This is a genomic window from Bacillus cereus, from assembly GCF_002564555.1.
Lineage (GTDB): Bacteria > Bacillota > Bacilli > Bacillales > Bacillaceae_G > Bacillus_A > Bacillus_A cereus_K.
In genome coordinates this window covers 52,076-69,243 of the sequence record NZ_NUVD01000081.1, presented here as the reverse complement: position 1 = coordinate 69,243, position 17,168 = coordinate 52,076, and the positions used below count along the sequence as shown (strand labels likewise).

The window sequence follows — 17,168 nt, the reverse complement described above, 5'->3', positions numbered from 1 at the left end:
CGCTGCCTTTTTTATTATTTCACAAACTGCAATTCTTTCGGGAACTTCGTTAAAATTTCTGATCCATCTTTTGTGATGTAAATATCATCTTCAATACGAACGCCACCTACGTTTGGCACGTAAATACCTGGTTCGATTGTGAAGACCATACCTTCTTTTAATAGAGAATCGTTGCCTTCTTTTACATCTGGATATTCGTGGACGCTAATTCCAAGTCCGTGACCAAGGCGGTGTGGGAAGAAGTCTCCGTAACCTGCATCTGCGATAACAGAACGAGCAGCGTTATCGATTGCGCCAAGTGTAACACCTGGTTTACATGCTTCAACTGCTTGTAATTGTCCAGCAAGTACAGTGTTGTAAATGCGAGTTTGTTCTTCCGAAAGTTCACCAAATGCTACTGTACGTGTAATGTCAGAGCAATAACCTTCAATGATTACACCTAAATCAAATAGTACGAAATCGCCGCGTTTCATTTTGTTTGCGCCTGGAATACCGTGCGGAAGAGCAGAGTTTGCACCTGCTAATACCATCGTATCAAATGACATTTTATGTATGCCCTTTGTTTTTAATTCGTGCTCAATGATTGCTAAAACTTCTAGCTCGCTGCGATTTTCTTTAATTGCATTTACACCAACTTCAACAGCATAGTCTGCCATTTTAGCTGCTTCACGTAAAATAGAAAGTTCTTTTTCGTCTTTAATTAAACGAAGCTCGCGAACTTTCTCTTCAGCTGATTTGAAAGCTGCATTTGGGAATAATTTTGTTAATTCTTCGTAACGTTCTACGTTTAAATGTTCTTTTTCAATTGCAACTGCCTTCGCATCAATACCACGATCTTTAATTGCTTTTGCAATCATATCCCATGGTCGGTCTGTATCAGTAAATCCAATAATTTCATGTGCCCAGCCCGCGTTACGTGCTTGGCCTTCTTCCATTTTAGGACAAATTAAAATAGGCTCTTTTTCTTGGAATACAAACATACCAAGAAGTCTTTCATGTGGTTCACAGTGGAAGTTTGTCATGTAGAAGACGTTCGGTGTAGAAGTTAAGAACGCAGCTTCTACGTTTTTTTCTTTTAGCCATTGCATTAAATTTTCTAATCTAGCATTCATCGATTGGCACCCCCGAGATATTTAATTACAAATATAACTTTACCTCGGATGAAAGCGTTATGACAAGTAAATAGATGTTAGAAAAGACAGGAAATTGAGAAATCATGTAGAATAAAAAGTGAGAATGTGAATAGGGGAGGAATGTAGTAATGAAAATATCTTATCATGGGCATTCAGTTGTGAAAATTGAGGCGAATGGAAAAGTTATTTTAATTGACCCGTTTTTAACAGGAAATCCGAAAACAGATTTAAAGGCTGAAGATGTAAAAGTGGATGCAATTCTTTTGTCGCATGGACATGGTGATCATGTTGGAGATACAGTAGAGCTTGCGAAGAAAAATAATGCAGTTGTGATAGCTCCATTTGAACTAGCAACATTTTTAAGTTGGCAAGGTATAAATACACATCCGATGCATATTGGAGGTTCACATGAATTTGATTTCGGAAAGGTGAAGTTTACACAAGCTTTCCACGGCTCTAGTTATATTGATGAAGAAAATAAGACAATTACATATACAGGTATGCCAGCGGGTATTTTATTTACAGCAGAAGAGAAAACTGTTTACCATGCAGGAGATACAGCTCTATTCTCTGATATGAAGTTAATTGGAGAACTGAATGATATTGATGTAGCATTTTTACCAATTGGTGATAATTTCACAATGGGACCAGAAGATGCTGTGTTAGCGGCAAAATGGATTAATGCGAAAACTGTTGTACCGATGCATTACAATACGTTCCCAGTTATTGAACAAGATCCATATCAATTTGTAGAAAAGCTACAAAATGGTACAGGGAAAGTATTAGAAGCTGGAGAAAGTATTACACTATAGAAAAGAAACCCTTCATTTGAAAAGACAAGTGAAGGGTTTTTTACGTATGCAGTACAGCTTTTAAAGTTTGTGCTTGTTTTGGTGATTCTTTTCTTTTTGTACGTGGCTGTTCAGGTGTTTCATTCAATTCCATTGCAACTTTTTTCCCATCTACGAAAGCTAAAAATACAGCACCTACAACCTCTAAAAATTTTTTCATCATGTATTCGCTCCTTTGTTTCATTTCTTGTCTTAATTGTATAGGGAATCGAGTGGACTAACTATCGAACGAGATGACAATAGCATTACATTGTTGTAATGGAGTGACGGGTAGAATGTAAGGTTCATTTTGTTATAAAAAAATTGGTACAGATATACAAAGAGAGAGTGTAACAGTTTTGAAAATATAGTATACTGAAAATACAACACATGAAGAATTAAGGGAAAAGAAAGTATGGTGAAACCACTTGGCTACCAAACATAATCAAATTTTAGAACATATTAATAGCCTGCCAGTCGGGCATAAAATTTCTGTAAGGCAAATTGCGAAAGATTTGAGTGTAAGTGAAGGGACAGCTTACCGTGCCATTAAAGATGCAGAAAATAAAGGGTATGTTAGTACAATTGAACGTGTCGGAACAATTCGAATTGAACAAAAGAAGAAAGAGAATATCGAAAAACTGACATATGCAGAAGTCGTTAACATTGTCGATGGTCAAGTACTTGGGGGCAGAGAAGGACTACATAAAACATTAAATAAATTCGTAATCGGAGCTATGAAATTAGAAGCGATGATGCGTTATACAGAAGCTGGTAACTTACTTATCATTGGTAATCGTACGAACGCACACCAATTAGCATTAGAAACAGGAGCGGCAGTATTGATTACGGGCGGATTTGATACGGAAGATCATGTGAAGAAATTAGCAGATGAATTAAAACTGCCGATAATTTCAAGTAGCTATGACACATTTACAGTTGCAACGTTAATTAACCGTGCTATTTACGATCAGCTTATTAAGAAAGAGATTGTACTTGTCGAAGATATTTTAACGCCAATTGAAGAGACGTTATATTTAAAGCCAGATGACACAGTGCAGCAATGGCATGCGTACAACGAGGAGACAATGCATGGACGTTATCCAATCGTTGATGAAAATAAAAAGGTATTAGGTATCGTGACTTCTAAAGATATGATTGGTGTCGTAAAAGAAACGCCAATTGATAAAGTTATGACAAAACATCCGATTACAGTGAACGGTAAAATGTCTGTCGCAGCTGCAGCACGTATGATGGTATGGGAAGGCATTGAATTACTTCCTGTTGTGGATGAAGGGAATAAACTGCAAGGTATTATTAGCCGTCAGGATGTACTGCAGGCGCTGCAAATGATTCAGCGTCAACCACAAGTCGGCGAAACGATCGATGATATTGTAACGAATCAATTTATGACGCCGAAAGAAGCGAAAAATGAGCATCTATATCAATTTTCAGTGACGCCACAGATGACGAATTCAATCGGAACGTTATCGTACGGTGTATTTGCAACAATTGTGACGGAAGCAACGACTCGCGTCATTCGTGCGCAAAAGAAAAGCGATTTAATTGTTGAAAACTTAACAATTTACTTCGTAAAACCGGTTCAAATTGATAATGTTGTATCGGTTCATCCGAAAGTATTAGAAATCGGTCGTAAATTTGGTAAGGTTGATGTAGAAGTGCATCATGAAGGTAATGTTGTTGGAAAAGCATTGCTTATGGTGCAATTAATCGATAAATAAAAAGATGGAACAAATCGTTTTGATTTGTTCCATCTTTTTTTGATAGTTTAAGTTTTGAAACCATTATTAAAGATGTGAGTTTTAGCGGAATATGTATAAGGTGGAGTGGGAAAAATAATGGGAAGGTAACGTAAAAAAAGACAGAATATTATCTCTATTTAAGTTTATACTATGGTATAATTATATTGTAAGAAAATGTATTTCAGGAAGGCGGTATGCAATATGTCATCAGAAGTGCTCTTTTTTGGTGGTATCGCACTCTTTTATTTTCTTGTGATGATACCGTTCCAATATTTATACATACAAGGATTAAATGAAAAAAAGAAACGGACAGGATTATCTCAGAGAGAACTATATGAAAAAATGTCTTTTGAAGAAGAACAATTACATTTTCATGTGCAAGGAAATCCATTTAATATACCTTCTGCGTTTGTTGCATATATGATTTTGAAAGTTAGAGGACGTAAAAAAGCATCACAATGTTGATGCTTTTTTACGTTGCTTCATAAGCTTCGGCTTCTTTAACTGCTAATGGTAAGAAATGTTTATATTGGCGAAATCCATTAAATGTACTTGCACTGCCAAATAAAACAAATAAAACACCAACGATAATACGGGCAGTTGAGAGTTCTAAAAAGAATTGGTTTATCCCGAAGAATAAGACGAATGAACCGAGTGCCATAGCGGATTTTCCTGAGAGCCAACCTTTCTCCATCGGGCGGTTTGTACGAAAGTATTTTGTTTTGTAGAAGAGGTACAACATAAATGAGACGATAATACAGAAGACTAATACTGGCATAATGCACACTCCCATCGCTTTGTGAAAAATAATAGTGGAGAAAAAAGAAATATCTAAACTTTCTAACTTTTATTATAAAGCAATTGTTCGCATGTATGAAATACTTTCCGTTATAATGAAGGATAAAGTGAAACTTTAATTCGTGTAGGGGATATTTCCCCACACGAATTATTAGTTGAACCAATCGGGCTTTTACGTGCAGTGGATCTCCCACTTAACCTTGTCTCATTGTTTTCGATATGTTTGGAGGTGGGAGTCTTACTGCACGTTAATGCGGGATAAAGTGAAGAAGTTGAATAAAAAGGAGATTATACATATGCATGAGCAAATTTTAGGAGCAATTAAAGAGTTTGATACAATTATTATCCATCGTCATGTGCGTCCAGATCCAGATGCATTAGGTTCTCAGTGTGGTCTTGGTACAATTTTGCAAGAATCGTTTCCAGAGAAAAACATTTATATGGTTGGGTACAATGAGCCTTCTTTATCGTTTTTACGAGTAATGGATGATATTGAAGATAGTGTATATGAAGATGCGCTTGTTATCGTATGTGATACTGCGAACCAAGAACGTGTTTGTGATCAACGATATACAAAAGGGAAAATGTTAATTAAAATTGATCATCATCCAAATGAAGATCCGTATGGAGATATTACGTGGGTCGATACGACAGCGAGCTCTACAAGTGAAATGATTTATGAGTTCTATAGTTACGGAAAAGATAAAGGGTTAAAGATAACAAAAGAAGCAGCTCGTCTTATTTTAGCGGGAATTGTTGGTGATACAGGTCGTTTCTTATTCCCGAATACAACAGCGAAAACACTTCGTTACGTAAGTGAACTTGTTGACATGGATGTGAAATTCACAGATTTATACAATGAAATGTACAAGACGAAAGAAAAGATTGCTCGTTTAAACGGTTATATTTTACAAAACTTTACGATGGTAGAAGAAGGAGCAGCTTACATTAAATTAACGAAAGAAGTATTAGAAGAGTTTGACGTACTTCCTTCTGAAGCATCTGGTGTTGTTGGAGCACTTGGTAATATTGACGGATTAAAGGCGTGGGTTCTATTTTTAGAGGAAGACGATGTGATTCGTGTTCGCCTTCGTTCAAAAGGACCAGTTATAAATAAATTAGCAATGCAATATAACGGCGGAGGACATCCGATGGCTTCTGGTGCAAAAGCATCTTCTTGGGAAGAAGCGGATCGTCTATTTGCTGATTTACGTGAGATTTGTAAATAAGATTATATGTTAAAACGACAAGAAGGAGCGGCGCTAAAGCCCTCCTTCTTTATTTTTCTTTCTCTATAGCAATGCTAATTTCAAGCACAGTATCAAAAGATATTGTATCGACTTTAAAACGGTATATACGATCGTAATGTTTGTACGATTTATTTTCGATTGCCTTTTTGAGTAGGTCTTTATTTTTTGCGATACTTTGAATGTTTTTCGTTAAAAGATGTTGGAGGTCATTATGGATAGAAGTGGTCATATTTTCAAGTGTAAGGTTGTCTAAATCATATTTTTCTCGATTTATAATTTTTATTTTGATCTCTTGAATAGTTAAGAGTCGTTTGTTTTCTGTGTTCAATTTTTCTTGATCTTCGAGAAGGACGTGGAGCTTTGCTTCTTGCTTTTCTATAATTTCTCGTTGCTGTGCAATTTTACTAGCTTGTTCTTGTTGAAAAACACCGTATATGTACAAAAAAATAAACCAGCTCAACACGCCTCCAACAGCAGCACCAGCTAAAACCGAATACCACCTTTTTGCTGTATTGGCACTTGGTACTCTCATACATGTTCCTGCGTCAGCCATTTAATAATAATAAGACCCGTTTGCATACCACCAGTTGCGAAAAAGATAAGGAGAATTTGTTTTGCGATATCTTTCATATCCCCGCCAAAAAAACTTCTTTCAAAGCTATAAAAGGTATCAAATGTTCCACCGATTGCCGCAACGAGTGCCCAAATTCTTAAATTTTGGGCGAATTGATTAATGTAAGTTAGAGTTGGTTTTCCGATAAGAAATGCACCAAATCCACCAATTAATGAACCGCCAAGCATAACCCCAAAGGCAATAAAATAACTAATAATAAGCAGAGAGAAAAAAGTATGTTCTCTTACATCCATCGTCATTCCCCTTTCTTCTTCATATATATGGACAAAGTATAAGAAGTATGTTTTGATTTCCGCTTTCCTCATCACCTATAATGAAAGTAGTCAAATAGGTAAAGAGAGGGTACAACAGTGAAGTTTGTGCATTTACAATGTCAAACCGTTTTTAGTTTATTAAAAAGTGCTTGTAAAATTGATGAGCTTGTAGTCAGGGCGAAAGAACTCGGTTTTTCATCACTGGCTATTACAGATGAAAATGTTATGTATGGTGTTATTCCGTTTTATAAAGCATGTAAGAAACATGGTATACAGCCTATTATCGGTTTAACGGCGTCTATTTTTAGTGAAGAAGAAGAAAGGTCTTATCCCCTTGTATTACTTGCCGAAAATGAAATAGGGTATCAAAACTTATTAAAGATTTCTAGTAGCATTATGACAAAGTCAAAAGAAGGTATTCCTAAGAAGTGGCTAGCACATTATGCGAAAGGATTAATTGCAATTTCACCAGGTAAAGATGGAGAAATTGAACAATTATTATTAGAAGACAAAGAGAGTCAAGCTGAAGAAGTAGCTCGCGCATATCAAAATATGTTCGGTAATTTTTATATGAGTTTGCAGCATCATGCGATTCAAGATGAGCTGCTTTTACAAGAGAAGCTACCTGAATTTATTAATAAAGTAAACATTCCAGTCGTTGCAACAAACGATGTACGCTACATCAATCAAAGTGATGCACTTGTTCAAGAATGCTTATTATCTATTGAAAGTGGAACGAAAATGACTGATCCAGATAGGCCGAGGCTGAAAACGGATCAATATTATTTAAAGTCATCAGATGAAATGGGAGCACTATTTTCTCATGCTGAGGAAGCGATTCAAAACACAATAAAAATCGCGGAGCACTGCCAAGTGGAAATACGGTTCCATGTAAATCAATTACCGGAATTTCCGGTTCCATCTAACGAGACGAATGATACATACTTGCGCCGTGTTTGTGAAGAAGGCTTGAGGAAACGATATGGTACGCCGAAAGAAGTGCATATAGCGCGTTTGAATCATGAATTAAATGTCATTTCTCGCATGGGATTTAGTGATTATTTCCTCATCGTATGGGACTTTATGAAGTATGCGCATGAAAATCAGATTTTAACAGGACCAGGCCGTGGATCAGCAGCTGGCTCACTTGTTTCTTATGTATTAGAAATTACAGATATTGATCCGATTGAATACGAGCTATTATTTGAAAGATTTTTAAATCCTGAACGTGTGACGCTTCCGGATATTGATATCGATTTTCCAGATGTAAGACGTGATGAAATGATTCGATATGTGAAAGATAAATATGGTCAGCTCCGCGTTGCGCAAATTGTAACATTTGGTACACTTGCGGCGAAAGCAGCAATTAGAGACATTGCACGTGTAATGGGGCTGCCGCCGAGAGATATTGATATATTTTCAAAACTTATCCCATCAAAGCTTGGTATAACGTTAAAAGATGCTTATGAAGAATCACAATCGCTTCGTGAGTTTATTCAAGGAAATCTTTTGCATGAACGTGTATTTGAGATTGCAAAGCGTGTAGAAGGCTTACCGCGTCATACGTCTATTCATGCAGCTGGCGTTATTATGAGTCAAGAACCGTTAACGGGAAGTGTAGCAATCCAAGAAGGGCATAACGATGTTTATGTTACGCAATATCCAGCTGATGCATTAGAAGAACTTGGGTTGCTCAAGATGGATTTTTTAGGATTACGTAATTTAACGTTACTTGAAAATATAATAAAGTTTATCGTGAAAAAAACAGGGAAAGAAATTGATATAAGAAATCTACCTCTTCAAGATGAAAAGACGTTCCAATTGTTAGGAAGAGGGGATACAACAGGGGTATTCCAGCTTGAGTCAGGCGGTATGCGAAATGTACTTCGGGGGTTAAAACCGAATGAATTTGAAGACATCGTCGCTGTTAACTCGCTATACAGACCAGGACCGATGGAACAAATTCCAACCTTTATTGAATCGAAGCATGGAAAAAGAAAGATTGAATATTTACACCCAGATTTAAAGCCGATTTTAGAAAGAACATACGGTGTAATTGTATACCAAGAACAAATTATGCAAATTGCCTCGAAGTTAGCTGGATTTTCGCTTGGAGAAGCGGATTTATTGCGCCGTGCAGTGAGTAAAAAGAATCGTGATATTTTAGATCAGGAACGTAAGCATTTTGTGCAAGGTTGTTTGAAAAACGGTTATGAAGAGACGTCAGCAAATAAAATTTACGACTTAATTGTAAGATTTGCGAATTACGGTTTTAACCGAAGTCACGCTGTAGCTTACAGTATGATCGGATATCAGCTTGCCTACTTAAAAGCGAATTATACGCTGGAATTTATGACAGCACTATTATCAAGTGCAATTGGAAATGAAGATAAGATTGTGCAGTATATACGAGAAACGAAGCGGAAAGGTTTTCATGTTTTGCCGCCATCTCTTCAAAGAAGTGGTTACAACTTCCAAATAGAAGGAAATGCAATACGTTACAGTTTACTTTCGATTCGAAATATCGGGATGGCTACAGTGACGGCATTATTAGAAGAACGAGAGAAAAAAATGTTCGAAGATTTATTTGAGTTTTGTCTTCGTATGCCATCGAAGTTTGTAACAGAGCGAAATTTAGAGGCGTTCGTCTGGTCGGGATGTTTTGACGATTTTGGTGTTTCGAGAACGAATTTATGGAAAAGCCTTAAAGGAGCGTTAGAGTACGCAAATCTTGCCCGTGATTTAGGAGATGCTGTTCCAAAATCAAAATATGTACAAGGAGAAGAGCTCTCTTTTATTGAACAGTTAAATAAAGAGAAGGAAGCACTTGGCTTTTATTTATCGAGCTATCCGACAGCACAGTATGCGAAGTTAGGAAAAGAATTAGAAATTCCATCTCTCGCTCAGGCGATGCGACATAAGAAAAAAGTACAAAGGGCTATCGTGTATATAACTAGTGTGAGAGTGATTCGTACGAAAAAGTTGCAAAAGATGGCGTTTATTACATTTTGTGATCAAAATGATGAAATGGAAGCAGTTGTTTTCCCTGAAACGTATATACATTTCTCAGACAAGTTACAAGAAGGGGCCATTGTTTTAGTTGACGGTACGATTGAGCTAAGAAATCATAAGCTACAATGGATTGTAAATGGACTATATCCGTTAGAAGAAATGGATGTTTATGAAGAAAAGAAAGACGCATCTGTTTATGTGAAATTGCCGTCTCAGTATGAGAAAAAGATTTTAAATCAGGTTACGAAAATATTGTTTGATTATTCAGGTTTTGCGAAAGTACTAATTTATTATGAAAAGGAACATAAAATGGTACAATTATCTCGAAGTTTATCAATTCATCCAAGTGAAGAATGCCTAGGAGCACTTCGAGAAATTATCGGTGACGAAAATGTCGTTGTGAAAATATAATGGACAATTTCCCTACACTTCGATTATTATAGTAGTAGTGTTCGTGGTCAGACCACTTGGAGAAATTGATATCAGCAAGAAAATTTGAGGAGAGTGGATAGTTTGTCAACACTTCGTGAAGAAGCACTTCACATGCATAAAGTGCATCAAGGAAAATTAGAAACTGTATCAAAAGTAAAAGTAGAAAATGCAAAAGATTTAAGTCTTGCATATTCTCCAGGGGTTGCAGAGCCTTGTAAAGAAATTTATGACGATAAAAGTAAGGTATATGAATATACAATGAAGGGAAATATGGTAGCAGTTGTGACAGATGGAACGGCTGTACTTGGTCTTGGTAACATTGGACCTGAAGCATCTCTTCCAGTAATGGAAGGTAAAGCTGTATTATTCAAGAGCTTTGCTGGTGTAGATGCATTCCCAATTGCCTTAAATACAAACGATGTAGATAAAATTGTTGAAACTGTAAAATTAATGGAGCCAACTTTTGGCGGCGTTAACTTAGAAGATATCGCAGCACCAAACTGCTTCATTATTGAAGAACGTTTGAAAAAAGAAACAAACATTCCTATCTTCCATGATGATCAACACGGAACAGCTATCGTAACAGTAGCAGGTCTTGTGAACGCGCTGAAATTAGTTGGAAAGAAAATGTCTGACATTAAAGTTGTCGCAAATGGCGCAGGTGCAGCAGGTATTGCAATTATTAAACTTTTATATCGCTATGGTGTACGTGACGTTATTATGTGTGACCGTAAAGGTGCGATTTATGAAGGTCGTCCTGTCGGTATGAATCCGGTGAAGGATGAAGTTGCAAAATATACGAATAAGAATCGTATTGAAGGTTCTTTAGCTGATGTTGTACAAGGTGCGGACGTATTCATTGGTGTATCTGCAGAAGGTGCATTAACAGAAGAGATGGTTCGTACAATGAATGACGATGCAATTATTTTTGCAATGGCGAACCCAGTTCCAGAAATTATGCCAGAATTGGCAAAAGCAGCGGGCGCAGCTGTTGTTGGAACAGGTCGTTCTGACTTCCCGAACCAAGTAAATAATGTACTAGCGTTCCCGGGTATTTTCCGTGGTGCACTTGACGTACATGCGACACAAATTAATGAAGAAATGAAGATGGCAGCTGTACAGGCTATTGCTGAGCTTGTAGCAGAAGATGAGTTAAATGCAGACTATATCATTCCAGCGCCGTTTGACGCGCGTGTAGCGCCTCAAGTAGCGGCTTACGTTGCGAAAGCTGCAATGGAGACAGGAGTAGCTCGCCGTCAAGTAGATCCAAATGAGATCGCTGAGAAAACAAAACAATTAGCGCTGATTGGTAAAGAATAAGCGAGGAATTTCCATTGACATCATCAAATACAAAAGTATATCTCGAAATTGTAAAAAAAATCCGTTCCATTATGGAAGAGGATGGATTGGTAGCAGGAGATCGTTTGCCGTCTGAGCGTGAGTTAAGTTCACGATTAAACGTAGGACGTTCTTCCGTAAGAGAAGCATTGCGTGCTTTAGAACTGGTAGGATTGATTGAAACAAGGCGTGGTGAAGGGACGTTTATTCGAAACTTTTACGATAACGGTCTTGTACAATTAATCGCTCCGTTTCTATTGCAAGATGAGAAAACAATTCGTGATTTATTACAAACAAAACGATTGCTTGAAAAAGATATGATTCGAATTGTATGTAATTTACCGAAAGAAACGTTTTCTAAAGTACTAAGTAAATTACATCAAGTGCTTGAAGAAAATGAAATTTCAATTCCAACGCTTCATCAAACGTTCTTTAAAACACTTATTGAACAAGTCGATAATTATCTACTATATCGCATTTGGATGATCGTAAATGATTACGTCGCAACTCTTTCTTGTGAAATTTCAGGAGATTCTATTGAAATGTATAAAAAGCTTTATGCTACGTTGGAAATGAAGCAAGAAAATGATGCATTAAAAATTTACGATGAATTAGTAGAGAATATACAGTTTCACTCGTAATGTATAAAATTTGTCGAAATGACCATGACACGTTATGACAAACATTCTACCGCATAGCGGTTAAAGTTAAACGTAAAGAGAGAGGTTATTAGACAGATTGAGAAGATAAGGCTAACATCGAACTTTGGTGTTAGCCCCATTTTCTTCTTACGCTAACCTTAGCTCTCAACGAAGGGGGTCAAATTGTGCTAAGAGATTTATTCGTGAAAAAGAAAAAGTACGCTGCAATACCTTCAGAACAAGTACGAAAAGATGTACCAGATGGCGTTATGACAAAATGTCCGAAATGTAAAAAAATCATGTATACGAAAGAGCTTCTAAAAAATTTAAAAGTATGTGTGAACTGTGGGTATCATCATCCTATGAATGCATGGGAACGTCTTGATAGTATATTGGACGAAGGGTCATTCAGTGAGTATGACAAAGAAATGGTTTCATTAAATCCACTCGAGTTTCCAGGATATGAAGAGAAACTAGAGAACGATCGTAAGAAGACTGAATTGAATGAAGCGGTTGTAACTGGTGAAGGAACAATTGATGACATGCTTGTTGTTGTTGCAGTAATGGATTCTCGTTTTCGAATGGGGAGCATGGGCTCTGTTGTAGGAGAAAAAATTGCCCGTGCGGTTGAAAAGGCATACGACTTACAAGTTCCATTTATTATCTTTACAGCTTCGGGTGGTGCCCGTATGCAAGAAGGGATATTAAGTTTAATGCAAATGGCAAAAACAAGCGTAGCTTTGAAAAAGCATAGTAATGCAGGAGGATTATTTATTTCTGTTATGACTCACCCGACGACGGGCGGGGTTTCAGCGAGTTTCGCTTCACTTGGTGATTATAATCTTGCAGAACCAGGTGCACTTATCGGGTTTGCTGGTAGACGTGTAATTGAACAAACAGTGCGTGAGAAACTACCGGAAGATTTCCAAACGGCAGAATTTTTACTAGAGCACGGTCAATTAGATGCGGTGGTGCATCGCGATGATATGAGAGAATCACTCCGTAAGATTTTAGAAGTTCATCAAGGAGGGGAAATGGCTGTATGGCAGAGTTAGAATTTGAGAAACCAGTTGTTGAGCTAAGAAATAAGATTCGTGAACTGAAAGACTATACGAAAAACAGCCAGATGGACTTCAGTGAGGAGATTCGTATTTTGGAAGACAAGCTAGAAAATTTAGAGGAAGATATATACGGCAATATGAAAGTATGGGACCGTGTTCAAATTGCTCGTCATGCGGAAAGACCGACAACGCTCGATTATATTGAGCACTTATTTACTGATTTTTTTGAATGTCATGGAGATCGCCTATTTGGCGATGATGCAGCGATTGTCGGCGGCATTGCGAAATATAAAGGGATGCCTGTAACTGTAATTGGGCATCAGCGCGGGAAAGATACGAAAGAAAATATTCGTCGTAATTTTGGAATGCCTCATCCAGAAGGATATCGAAAAGCATTGCGTTTAATGAAACAGGCGGAAAAGTTTAATCGTCCGATTATTTGTTTCATTGATACGAAAGGCGCTTATCCTGGTAAAGCAGCTGAAGAACGTGGACAAAGTGAGGCAATTGCCCGCAATTTATTTGAAATGGCTGGCTTAACAGTACCTGTCATTTGTATTGTTATTGGTGAAGGCGGTAGCGGGGGTGCGCTAGGTCTTGGGGTAGGAGATTACATTCATATGCTAGAAAATTCCACTTATTCTGTTATTACACCAGAGGGTGCGGCAGCAATTCTTTGGAAAGATGCAGGAAAAGCAAAGGAAGCTGCAGAAGCGATGAGAATTACAGCAGTGGATTTGAAAGAATTAGGTGTAATTGACGAAATTATTCCAGAAGCAAAAGGTGGAGCTCACCGTAATGTTTTGAAACAGTCGGAAAATATAGACTTAATGATTCAAAAAACATTTGAACAATTAAACGGAATTTCGAAAGATGAATTAATCGAAAAACGTTATGAAAAATATATGAAAATTGGGCAAGTTTCGTTTTCAAACGCTTCCATTTGGATAAAATAATAAAAACGTGCGTTCCACTTCGCGAATGCACGTTTTTATTGTGAAAAGACACATCTTCTCCATTGTAATTTTATATTTTTTCGTGTTATTTTATTATAAGGTAAATAATCTTTATGAGGTGAGTACAAATGAAACGTATTGGTGTATTAACAAGTGGTGGAGATTCACCTGGTATGAATGCTGCCATTCGTGCAGTTGTTCGTAAAGCGATTTTCCATGATATTGAAGTATATGGTATTTACCATGGATACGCTGGTTTAATTTCTGGTCACATTGAAAAATTAGAACTTGGTTCTGTTGGCGATATTATCCACCGCGGTGGAACAAAATTATATACAGCAAGATGTCCTGAGTTTAAAGATCCAGAAGTACGACTAAAAGGTATCGAGCAATTAAAGAAACATGGCATCGAAGGGCTTGTTGTTATTGGTGGAGATGGTTCTTACCAAGGCGCTAAAAAATTAACTGAACAAGGATTCCCATGTGTTGGTGTACCAGGTACAATCGACAATGATATTCCTGGAACAGACTTCACAATTGGTTTCGATACAGCTTTAAATACTGTTATTGATGCAATTGACAAAATTCGTGATACAGCTACATCGCATGAACGTACATATGTTATTGAAGTAATGGGACGTCACGCTGGTGATATCGCATTATGGGCTGGTTTAGCTGATGGTGCAGAAACAATCTTAATTCCAGAAGAGAAGTATGACATGGATGATGTGATTGCTCGTCTGAAACGTGGTAGTGAACGTGGTAAAAAGCACAGTATTATCGTTGTAGCTGAAGGTGTTGGAAGTGCAATTGACATCGGTAAGCACATTGAAGAAGCAACAAGCTTTGATACGCGTGTAACGGTATTAGGTCACGTACAACGTGGTGGATCACCAAGTGCACAAGACCGTGTATTAGCAAGTCGTCTTGGCGCAAGAGCAGTTGAATTGTTAATTGCTGGTAATGGCGGACGTTGTGTTGGTATTCAAAATAATAAACTTGTTGATCATGACATTATCGAAGCGTTAGCTCAAAAGCATACAATCGACAAAGATATGTATCAATTATCTAAAGAATTATCCATCTAATCGGAATAATGTCTGATTTTTGGGAACGGTTTCATAATTTTCGGAGGTGCAATATGCGTAAAACTAAAATTGTATGTACTATAGGTCCTGCTAGTGAAAGTATTGAGAAATTAGAGCAATTAATCGAAGCGGGTATGAACGTTGCTCGTTTAAACTTCTCTCATGGTAGCCATGAAGAACACGGCGCTCGTATTAAAAACATTCGTGAAGCTTCAAAGAAAACTGGTAAAACAGTTGGTATTTTACTTGATACAAAAGGTCCAGAAATCCGTACGCACGACTTCGTAGACGGACAAGCTGAGCTTGTAACAGGTGCAGAAGTAGTTCTTTCTACTGAGCAAGTGTTAGGTACTGCAGAGAAGTTCTCTGTATCTTACGCTGGTCTTTATGACGATGTAGACCCAGGTTCTCGCATTCTAATCGATGACGGTCTTATCGAGCTTGAAGTGATCGAAAAAGCTGACGGAAACATCCGTACAAAAGTTTTAAACAGTGGAACTGTAAAAAATAAAAAAGGTGTTAACGTACCAAACGTAAGCATTAAGCTTCCTGGTATCACTGAAAAAGACGTAAAAGATATCATCTTCGGTATCGAGCAAAAAGTTGATTTCATCGCAGCATCTTTCGTGCGTAAAGCATCTGACGTATTAGAAATTCGTGAATTATTAGAAGCGCATAAAGCTCAATACATCCAAATCGTACCAAAAATCGAGAACCAAGAAGGTATCGACAACATCGATTCAATCTTAGAAGTTTCTGACGGTTTAATGGTAGCTCGTGGTGACATGGGTGTAGAAATTCCACCAGAAGAAGTACCATTAGTACAAAAACGTCTAATCAAAAAATGTAACGTGTTAGGTAAACCGGTTATTACTGCAACACAAATGTTAGACTCTATGCAACGTAACCCACGTCCAACTCGTGCGGAAGCAAGTGACGTAGCTAACGCGATCTTCGATGGTACAGATGCAATCATGCTTTCAGGTGAAACTGCTGCTGGTCAATACCCAGTAGAAGCAGTAACAATGATGGCTAACATTGCAGTACGTGTTGAAAAATCATTACAATATGAAGATATGTTCAAAAAACGTATTAAAGAATTCACTCCAACAATTACAGATGCAATTAGCCAATCTGTTGCGCACACTGCACTTGCTCTTGGTGTAGCTGCAATCGTAGCTCCAACAGAAAGTGGATATACTGCGAAAATGATCTCTAAATACCGTCCGAAATCTCCAATCGTAGCTGTAACAACTGACGAGCAAGTAGGACGTCGTCTTGCACTTGTTTGGGGTGTACAAGCATTTATGGCTGACAAGCGTGCAGCTTCTACTGACGAAATGTTAGATACTGCAATTCAAACAGGTATGGATGCAGGTCTAATCGGACTTGGAGACACTGTAGTAATCACTGCTGGTGTTCCAGTTGCTGAAACTGGTACAACAAACTTAATGAAAATCCATGTTGTTGGTGAAGAAGTTGCTAAAGGACAAGGAATCGGTCGTAAAGCTGCAAAAGGTAAAGTAGTTGTAGCAAAAACAGCTGCTGAAGCTGTAGCGAACGTAAACAAAGGTGATATCCTTGTTACAATAAGTACGGATAAAGATATGATTCCTGCAATCGAAAAAGCTGCTGCTTTAGTTGTAGAAGAAGGCGGTCTAACAAGCCATGCAGCTGTTGTAGGTGTATCAATCGGTATTCCTGTTATCGTTGGTGTAAACGGCGTAACAACAACTTTAAAAAATGGCCAAGAAGTAACAGTTGATGCAGCACGCGGAATTGTTTATAATGGACATGCGGAAGTGCTATAAGTAATACGGGGAGAAGGATCGGAGTCCTTCTCTTTTTTTTTACACAAAAAAGAGATATAGATAGCTTGAAAAGCCTGAAAATGCTTTAAAAAGCACTTCTTATGGAGTTTTAATGGGGAAAGGTTGTTTCTCTTTTTGGAAGCTTATAAGAGCGTTGTGGGCGCTTT

16 protein-coding genes are annotated in these 17,168 nt (G+C 37.6%); 11 read left to right on the top strand and 5 right to left on the bottom strand.

Features of this window, described 5'->3' with window-relative positions; all coding sequences use genetic code 11:
- Positions 1–14 precede the first annotated feature (14 nt).
- Entirely contained in the window at positions 15–1,112 is a 1,098-nt protein-coding gene (gene pepQ / locus COI75_RS17720; protein ID WP_000994022.1) for a Xaa-Pro dipeptidase, read from the bottom strand.
- Positions 1,113–1,261: 149 nt separating this feature from the next.
- Here pepQ and COI75_RS17715 point away from each other — a divergent pair, with 149 nt between their 5' ends.
- Positions 1,262–1,945 (top strand): metal-dependent hydrolase, encoded by a 684-nt coding sequence (locus COI75_RS17715; protein WP_000704430.1) that lies wholly within the window; start codon positions 1,262–1,264, stop codon positions 1,943–1,945.
- Positions 1,946–1,985: 40 nt separating this feature from the next.
- Here the strand turns inward: COI75_RS17715 and COI75_RS26980 are convergent, their stop codons facing one another.
- Positions 1,986–2,147 carry a hypothetical protein gene (locus tag COI75_RS26980; RefSeq protein WP_000976016.1) on the bottom strand — a complete coding sequence of 54 codons (162 nt, stop codon included), beginning with the start codon at positions 2,145–2,147 and terminating at the stop codon, positions 1,986–1,988.
- A gap of 244 nt (positions 2,148–2,391) precedes the next feature.
- Here COI75_RS26980 and COI75_RS17705 point away from each other — a divergent pair, with 244 nt between their 5' ends.
- Together COI75_RS17705 and COI75_RS17700 are read left to right on the top strand one after the other, a co-directional pair.
- Positions 2,392–3,705 (top strand): CBS domain-containing protein, encoded by a 1,314-nt coding sequence (locus COI75_RS17705; protein ID WP_000201578.1) that lies wholly within the window; start codon positions 2,392–2,394, stop codon positions 3,703–3,705.
- 222 nt (positions 3,706–3,927) lie between these two features.
- Entirely contained in the window at positions 3,928–4,191 is a 264-nt protein-coding gene (locus tag COI75_RS17700) for a DUF3949 domain-containing protein (protein ID WP_000093749.1), read from the top strand.
- A gap of 7 nt (positions 4,192–4,198) precedes the next feature.
- Here COI75_RS17700 and COI75_RS17695 read toward each other — a convergent pair whose 3' ends face one another.
- Entirely contained in the window at positions 4,199–4,504 is a 306-nt protein-coding gene (locus tag COI75_RS17695) for a YtpI family protein (protein ID WP_001144769.1), read from the bottom strand.
- A gap of 316 nt (positions 4,505–4,820) precedes the next feature.
- Between COI75_RS17695 and COI75_RS17685 the strand changes: the two genes are divergently transcribed.
- Entirely contained in the window at positions 4,821–5,753 is a 933-nt protein-coding gene (locus COI75_RS17685) for a DHH family phosphoesterase (RefSeq protein WP_000545124.1), read from the top strand.
- Positions 5,754–5,802: 49 nt separating this feature from the next.
- Here COI75_RS17685 and ytrI read toward each other — a convergent pair whose 3' ends face one another.
- Both ytrI and COI75_RS17675 read right to left on the bottom strand, forming a co-directional pair.
- On the bottom strand, positions 5,803–6,306 hold the full coding sequence (gene ytrI / locus COI75_RS17680; RefSeq protein ID WP_001265742.1) for a sporulation membrane protein YtrI: 504 nt from the start codon (positions 6,304–6,306) through the stop codon (positions 5,803–5,805).
- A complete protein-coding gene (locus COI75_RS17675; protein WP_141530811.1) occupies positions 6,303–6,716 on the bottom strand; it encodes a YtrH family sporulation protein in 414 nt (137 codons plus the stop codon). The genes ytrI and COI75_RS17675 overlap by 4 nt, the downstream gene beginning before the upstream one ends.
- 42 nt (positions 6,717–6,758) lie before the next feature.
- On the opposite strand from COI75_RS17675, the gene dnaE reads away from it, so the two are divergent.
- The 7 genes from dnaE to pyk all read left to right on the top strand — a co-directional run bounded on the left by dnaE (position 6,759) and on the right by pyk (position 17,001).
- A complete protein-coding gene (dnaE, locus tag COI75_RS17670; RefSeq protein ID WP_000673715.1) occupies positions 6,759–10,085 on the top strand; it encodes a DNA polymerase III subunit alpha in 3,327 nt (1,108 codons plus the stop codon).
- A gap of 132 nt (positions 10,086–10,217) precedes the next feature.
- Positions 10,218–11,426 carry an NAD(P)-dependent malic enzyme gene (locus tag COI75_RS17665; RefSeq protein WP_170958529.1) on the top strand — a complete coding sequence of 403 codons (1,209 nt, stop codon included), beginning with the start codon at positions 10,218–10,220 and terminating at the stop codon, positions 11,424–11,426.
- A 14-nt stretch (positions 11,427–11,440) separates the two neighbouring features.
- Positions 11,441–12,085, top strand: a complete 645-nt coding sequence (locus COI75_RS17660; RefSeq protein WP_000204436.1) for a FadR/GntR family transcriptional regulator — start codon at positions 11,441–11,443, stop codon at positions 12,083–12,085.
- 185 nt (positions 12,086–12,270) lie between these two features.
- The gene (accD, locus tag COI75_RS17655) at positions 12,271–13,140 is read left to right on the top strand and encodes an acetyl-CoA carboxylase, carboxyltransferase subunit beta (protein ID WP_000942867.1); all 870 of its coding nucleotides are present in this window, start codon (positions 12,271–12,273) and stop codon (positions 13,138–13,140) included.
- Positions 13,128–14,102: an acetyl-CoA carboxylase carboxyl transferase subunit alpha gene (gene accA, locus COI75_RS17650; RefSeq protein ID WP_000818799.1), complete on the top strand. Its 975-nt coding sequence runs from the start codon at positions 13,128–13,130 to the stop codon at positions 14,100–14,102. Before accD ends, accA begins: the two co-directional genes overlap by 13 nt.
- A gap of 128 nt (positions 14,103–14,230) precedes the next feature.
- Entirely contained in the window at positions 14,231–15,190 is a 960-nt protein-coding gene (gene pfkA / locus COI75_RS17645) for a 6-phosphofructokinase (RefSeq protein ID WP_000821164.1), read from the top strand.
- A 53-nt stretch (positions 15,191–15,243) separates the two neighbouring features.
- Positions 15,244–17,001 carry a pyruvate kinase gene (gene pyk / locus COI75_RS17640; protein WP_001232666.1) on the top strand — a complete coding sequence of 586 codons (1,758 nt, stop codon included), beginning with the start codon at positions 15,244–15,246 and terminating at the stop codon, positions 16,999–17,001.
- Positions 17,002–17,168: the final 167 nt, after the last annotated feature.

Coding starts and splice junctions, on each gene's coding strand:
- COI75_RS26980 (WP_000976016.1), bottom strand. CDS start 2,147: ATGATGAAAAAATTTTTAGAGGTTGTAGGTGCTGTATTTTTAGCTTTC.
- COI75_RS17685 (WP_000545124.1), top strand. CDS start 4,821: ATGCATGAGCAAATTTTAGGAGCAATTAAAGAGTTTGATACAATTATT.
- ytrI (WP_001265742.1), bottom strand. CDS start 6,306: ATGAGAGTACCAAGTGCCAATACAGCAAAAAGGTGGTATTCGGTTTTA.
- accA (WP_000818799.1), top strand. CDS start 13,128: ATGGCAGAGTTAGAATTTGAGAAACCAGTTGTTGAGCTAAGAAATAAG.
- COI75_RS17715 (WP_000704430.1), top strand. CDS start 1,262: ATGAAAATATCTTATCATGGGCATTCAGTTGTGAAAATTGAGGCGAAT.
- COI75_RS17700 (WP_000093749.1), top strand. CDS start 3,928: ATGTCATCAGAAGTGCTCTTTTTTGGTGGTATCGCACTCTTTTATTTT.
- pfkA (WP_000821164.1), top strand. CDS start 14,231: ATGAAACGTATTGGTGTATTAACAAGTGGTGGAGATTCACCTGGTATG.
- pepQ (WP_000994022.1), bottom strand. CDS start 1,112: ATGAATGCTAGATTAGAAAATTTAATGCAATGGCTAAAAGAAAAAAAC.
- COI75_RS17665 (WP_170958529.1), top strand. CDS start 10,218: ATGCATAAAGTGCATCAAGGAAAATTAGAAACTGTATCAAAAGTAAAA.
- pyk (WP_001232666.1), top strand. CDS start 15,244: ATGCGTAAAACTAAAATTGTATGTACTATAGGTCCTGCTAGTGAAAGT.
- COI75_RS17695 (WP_001144769.1), bottom strand. CDS start 4,504: ATGCCAGTATTAGTCTTCTGTATTATCGTCTCATTTATGTTGTACCTC.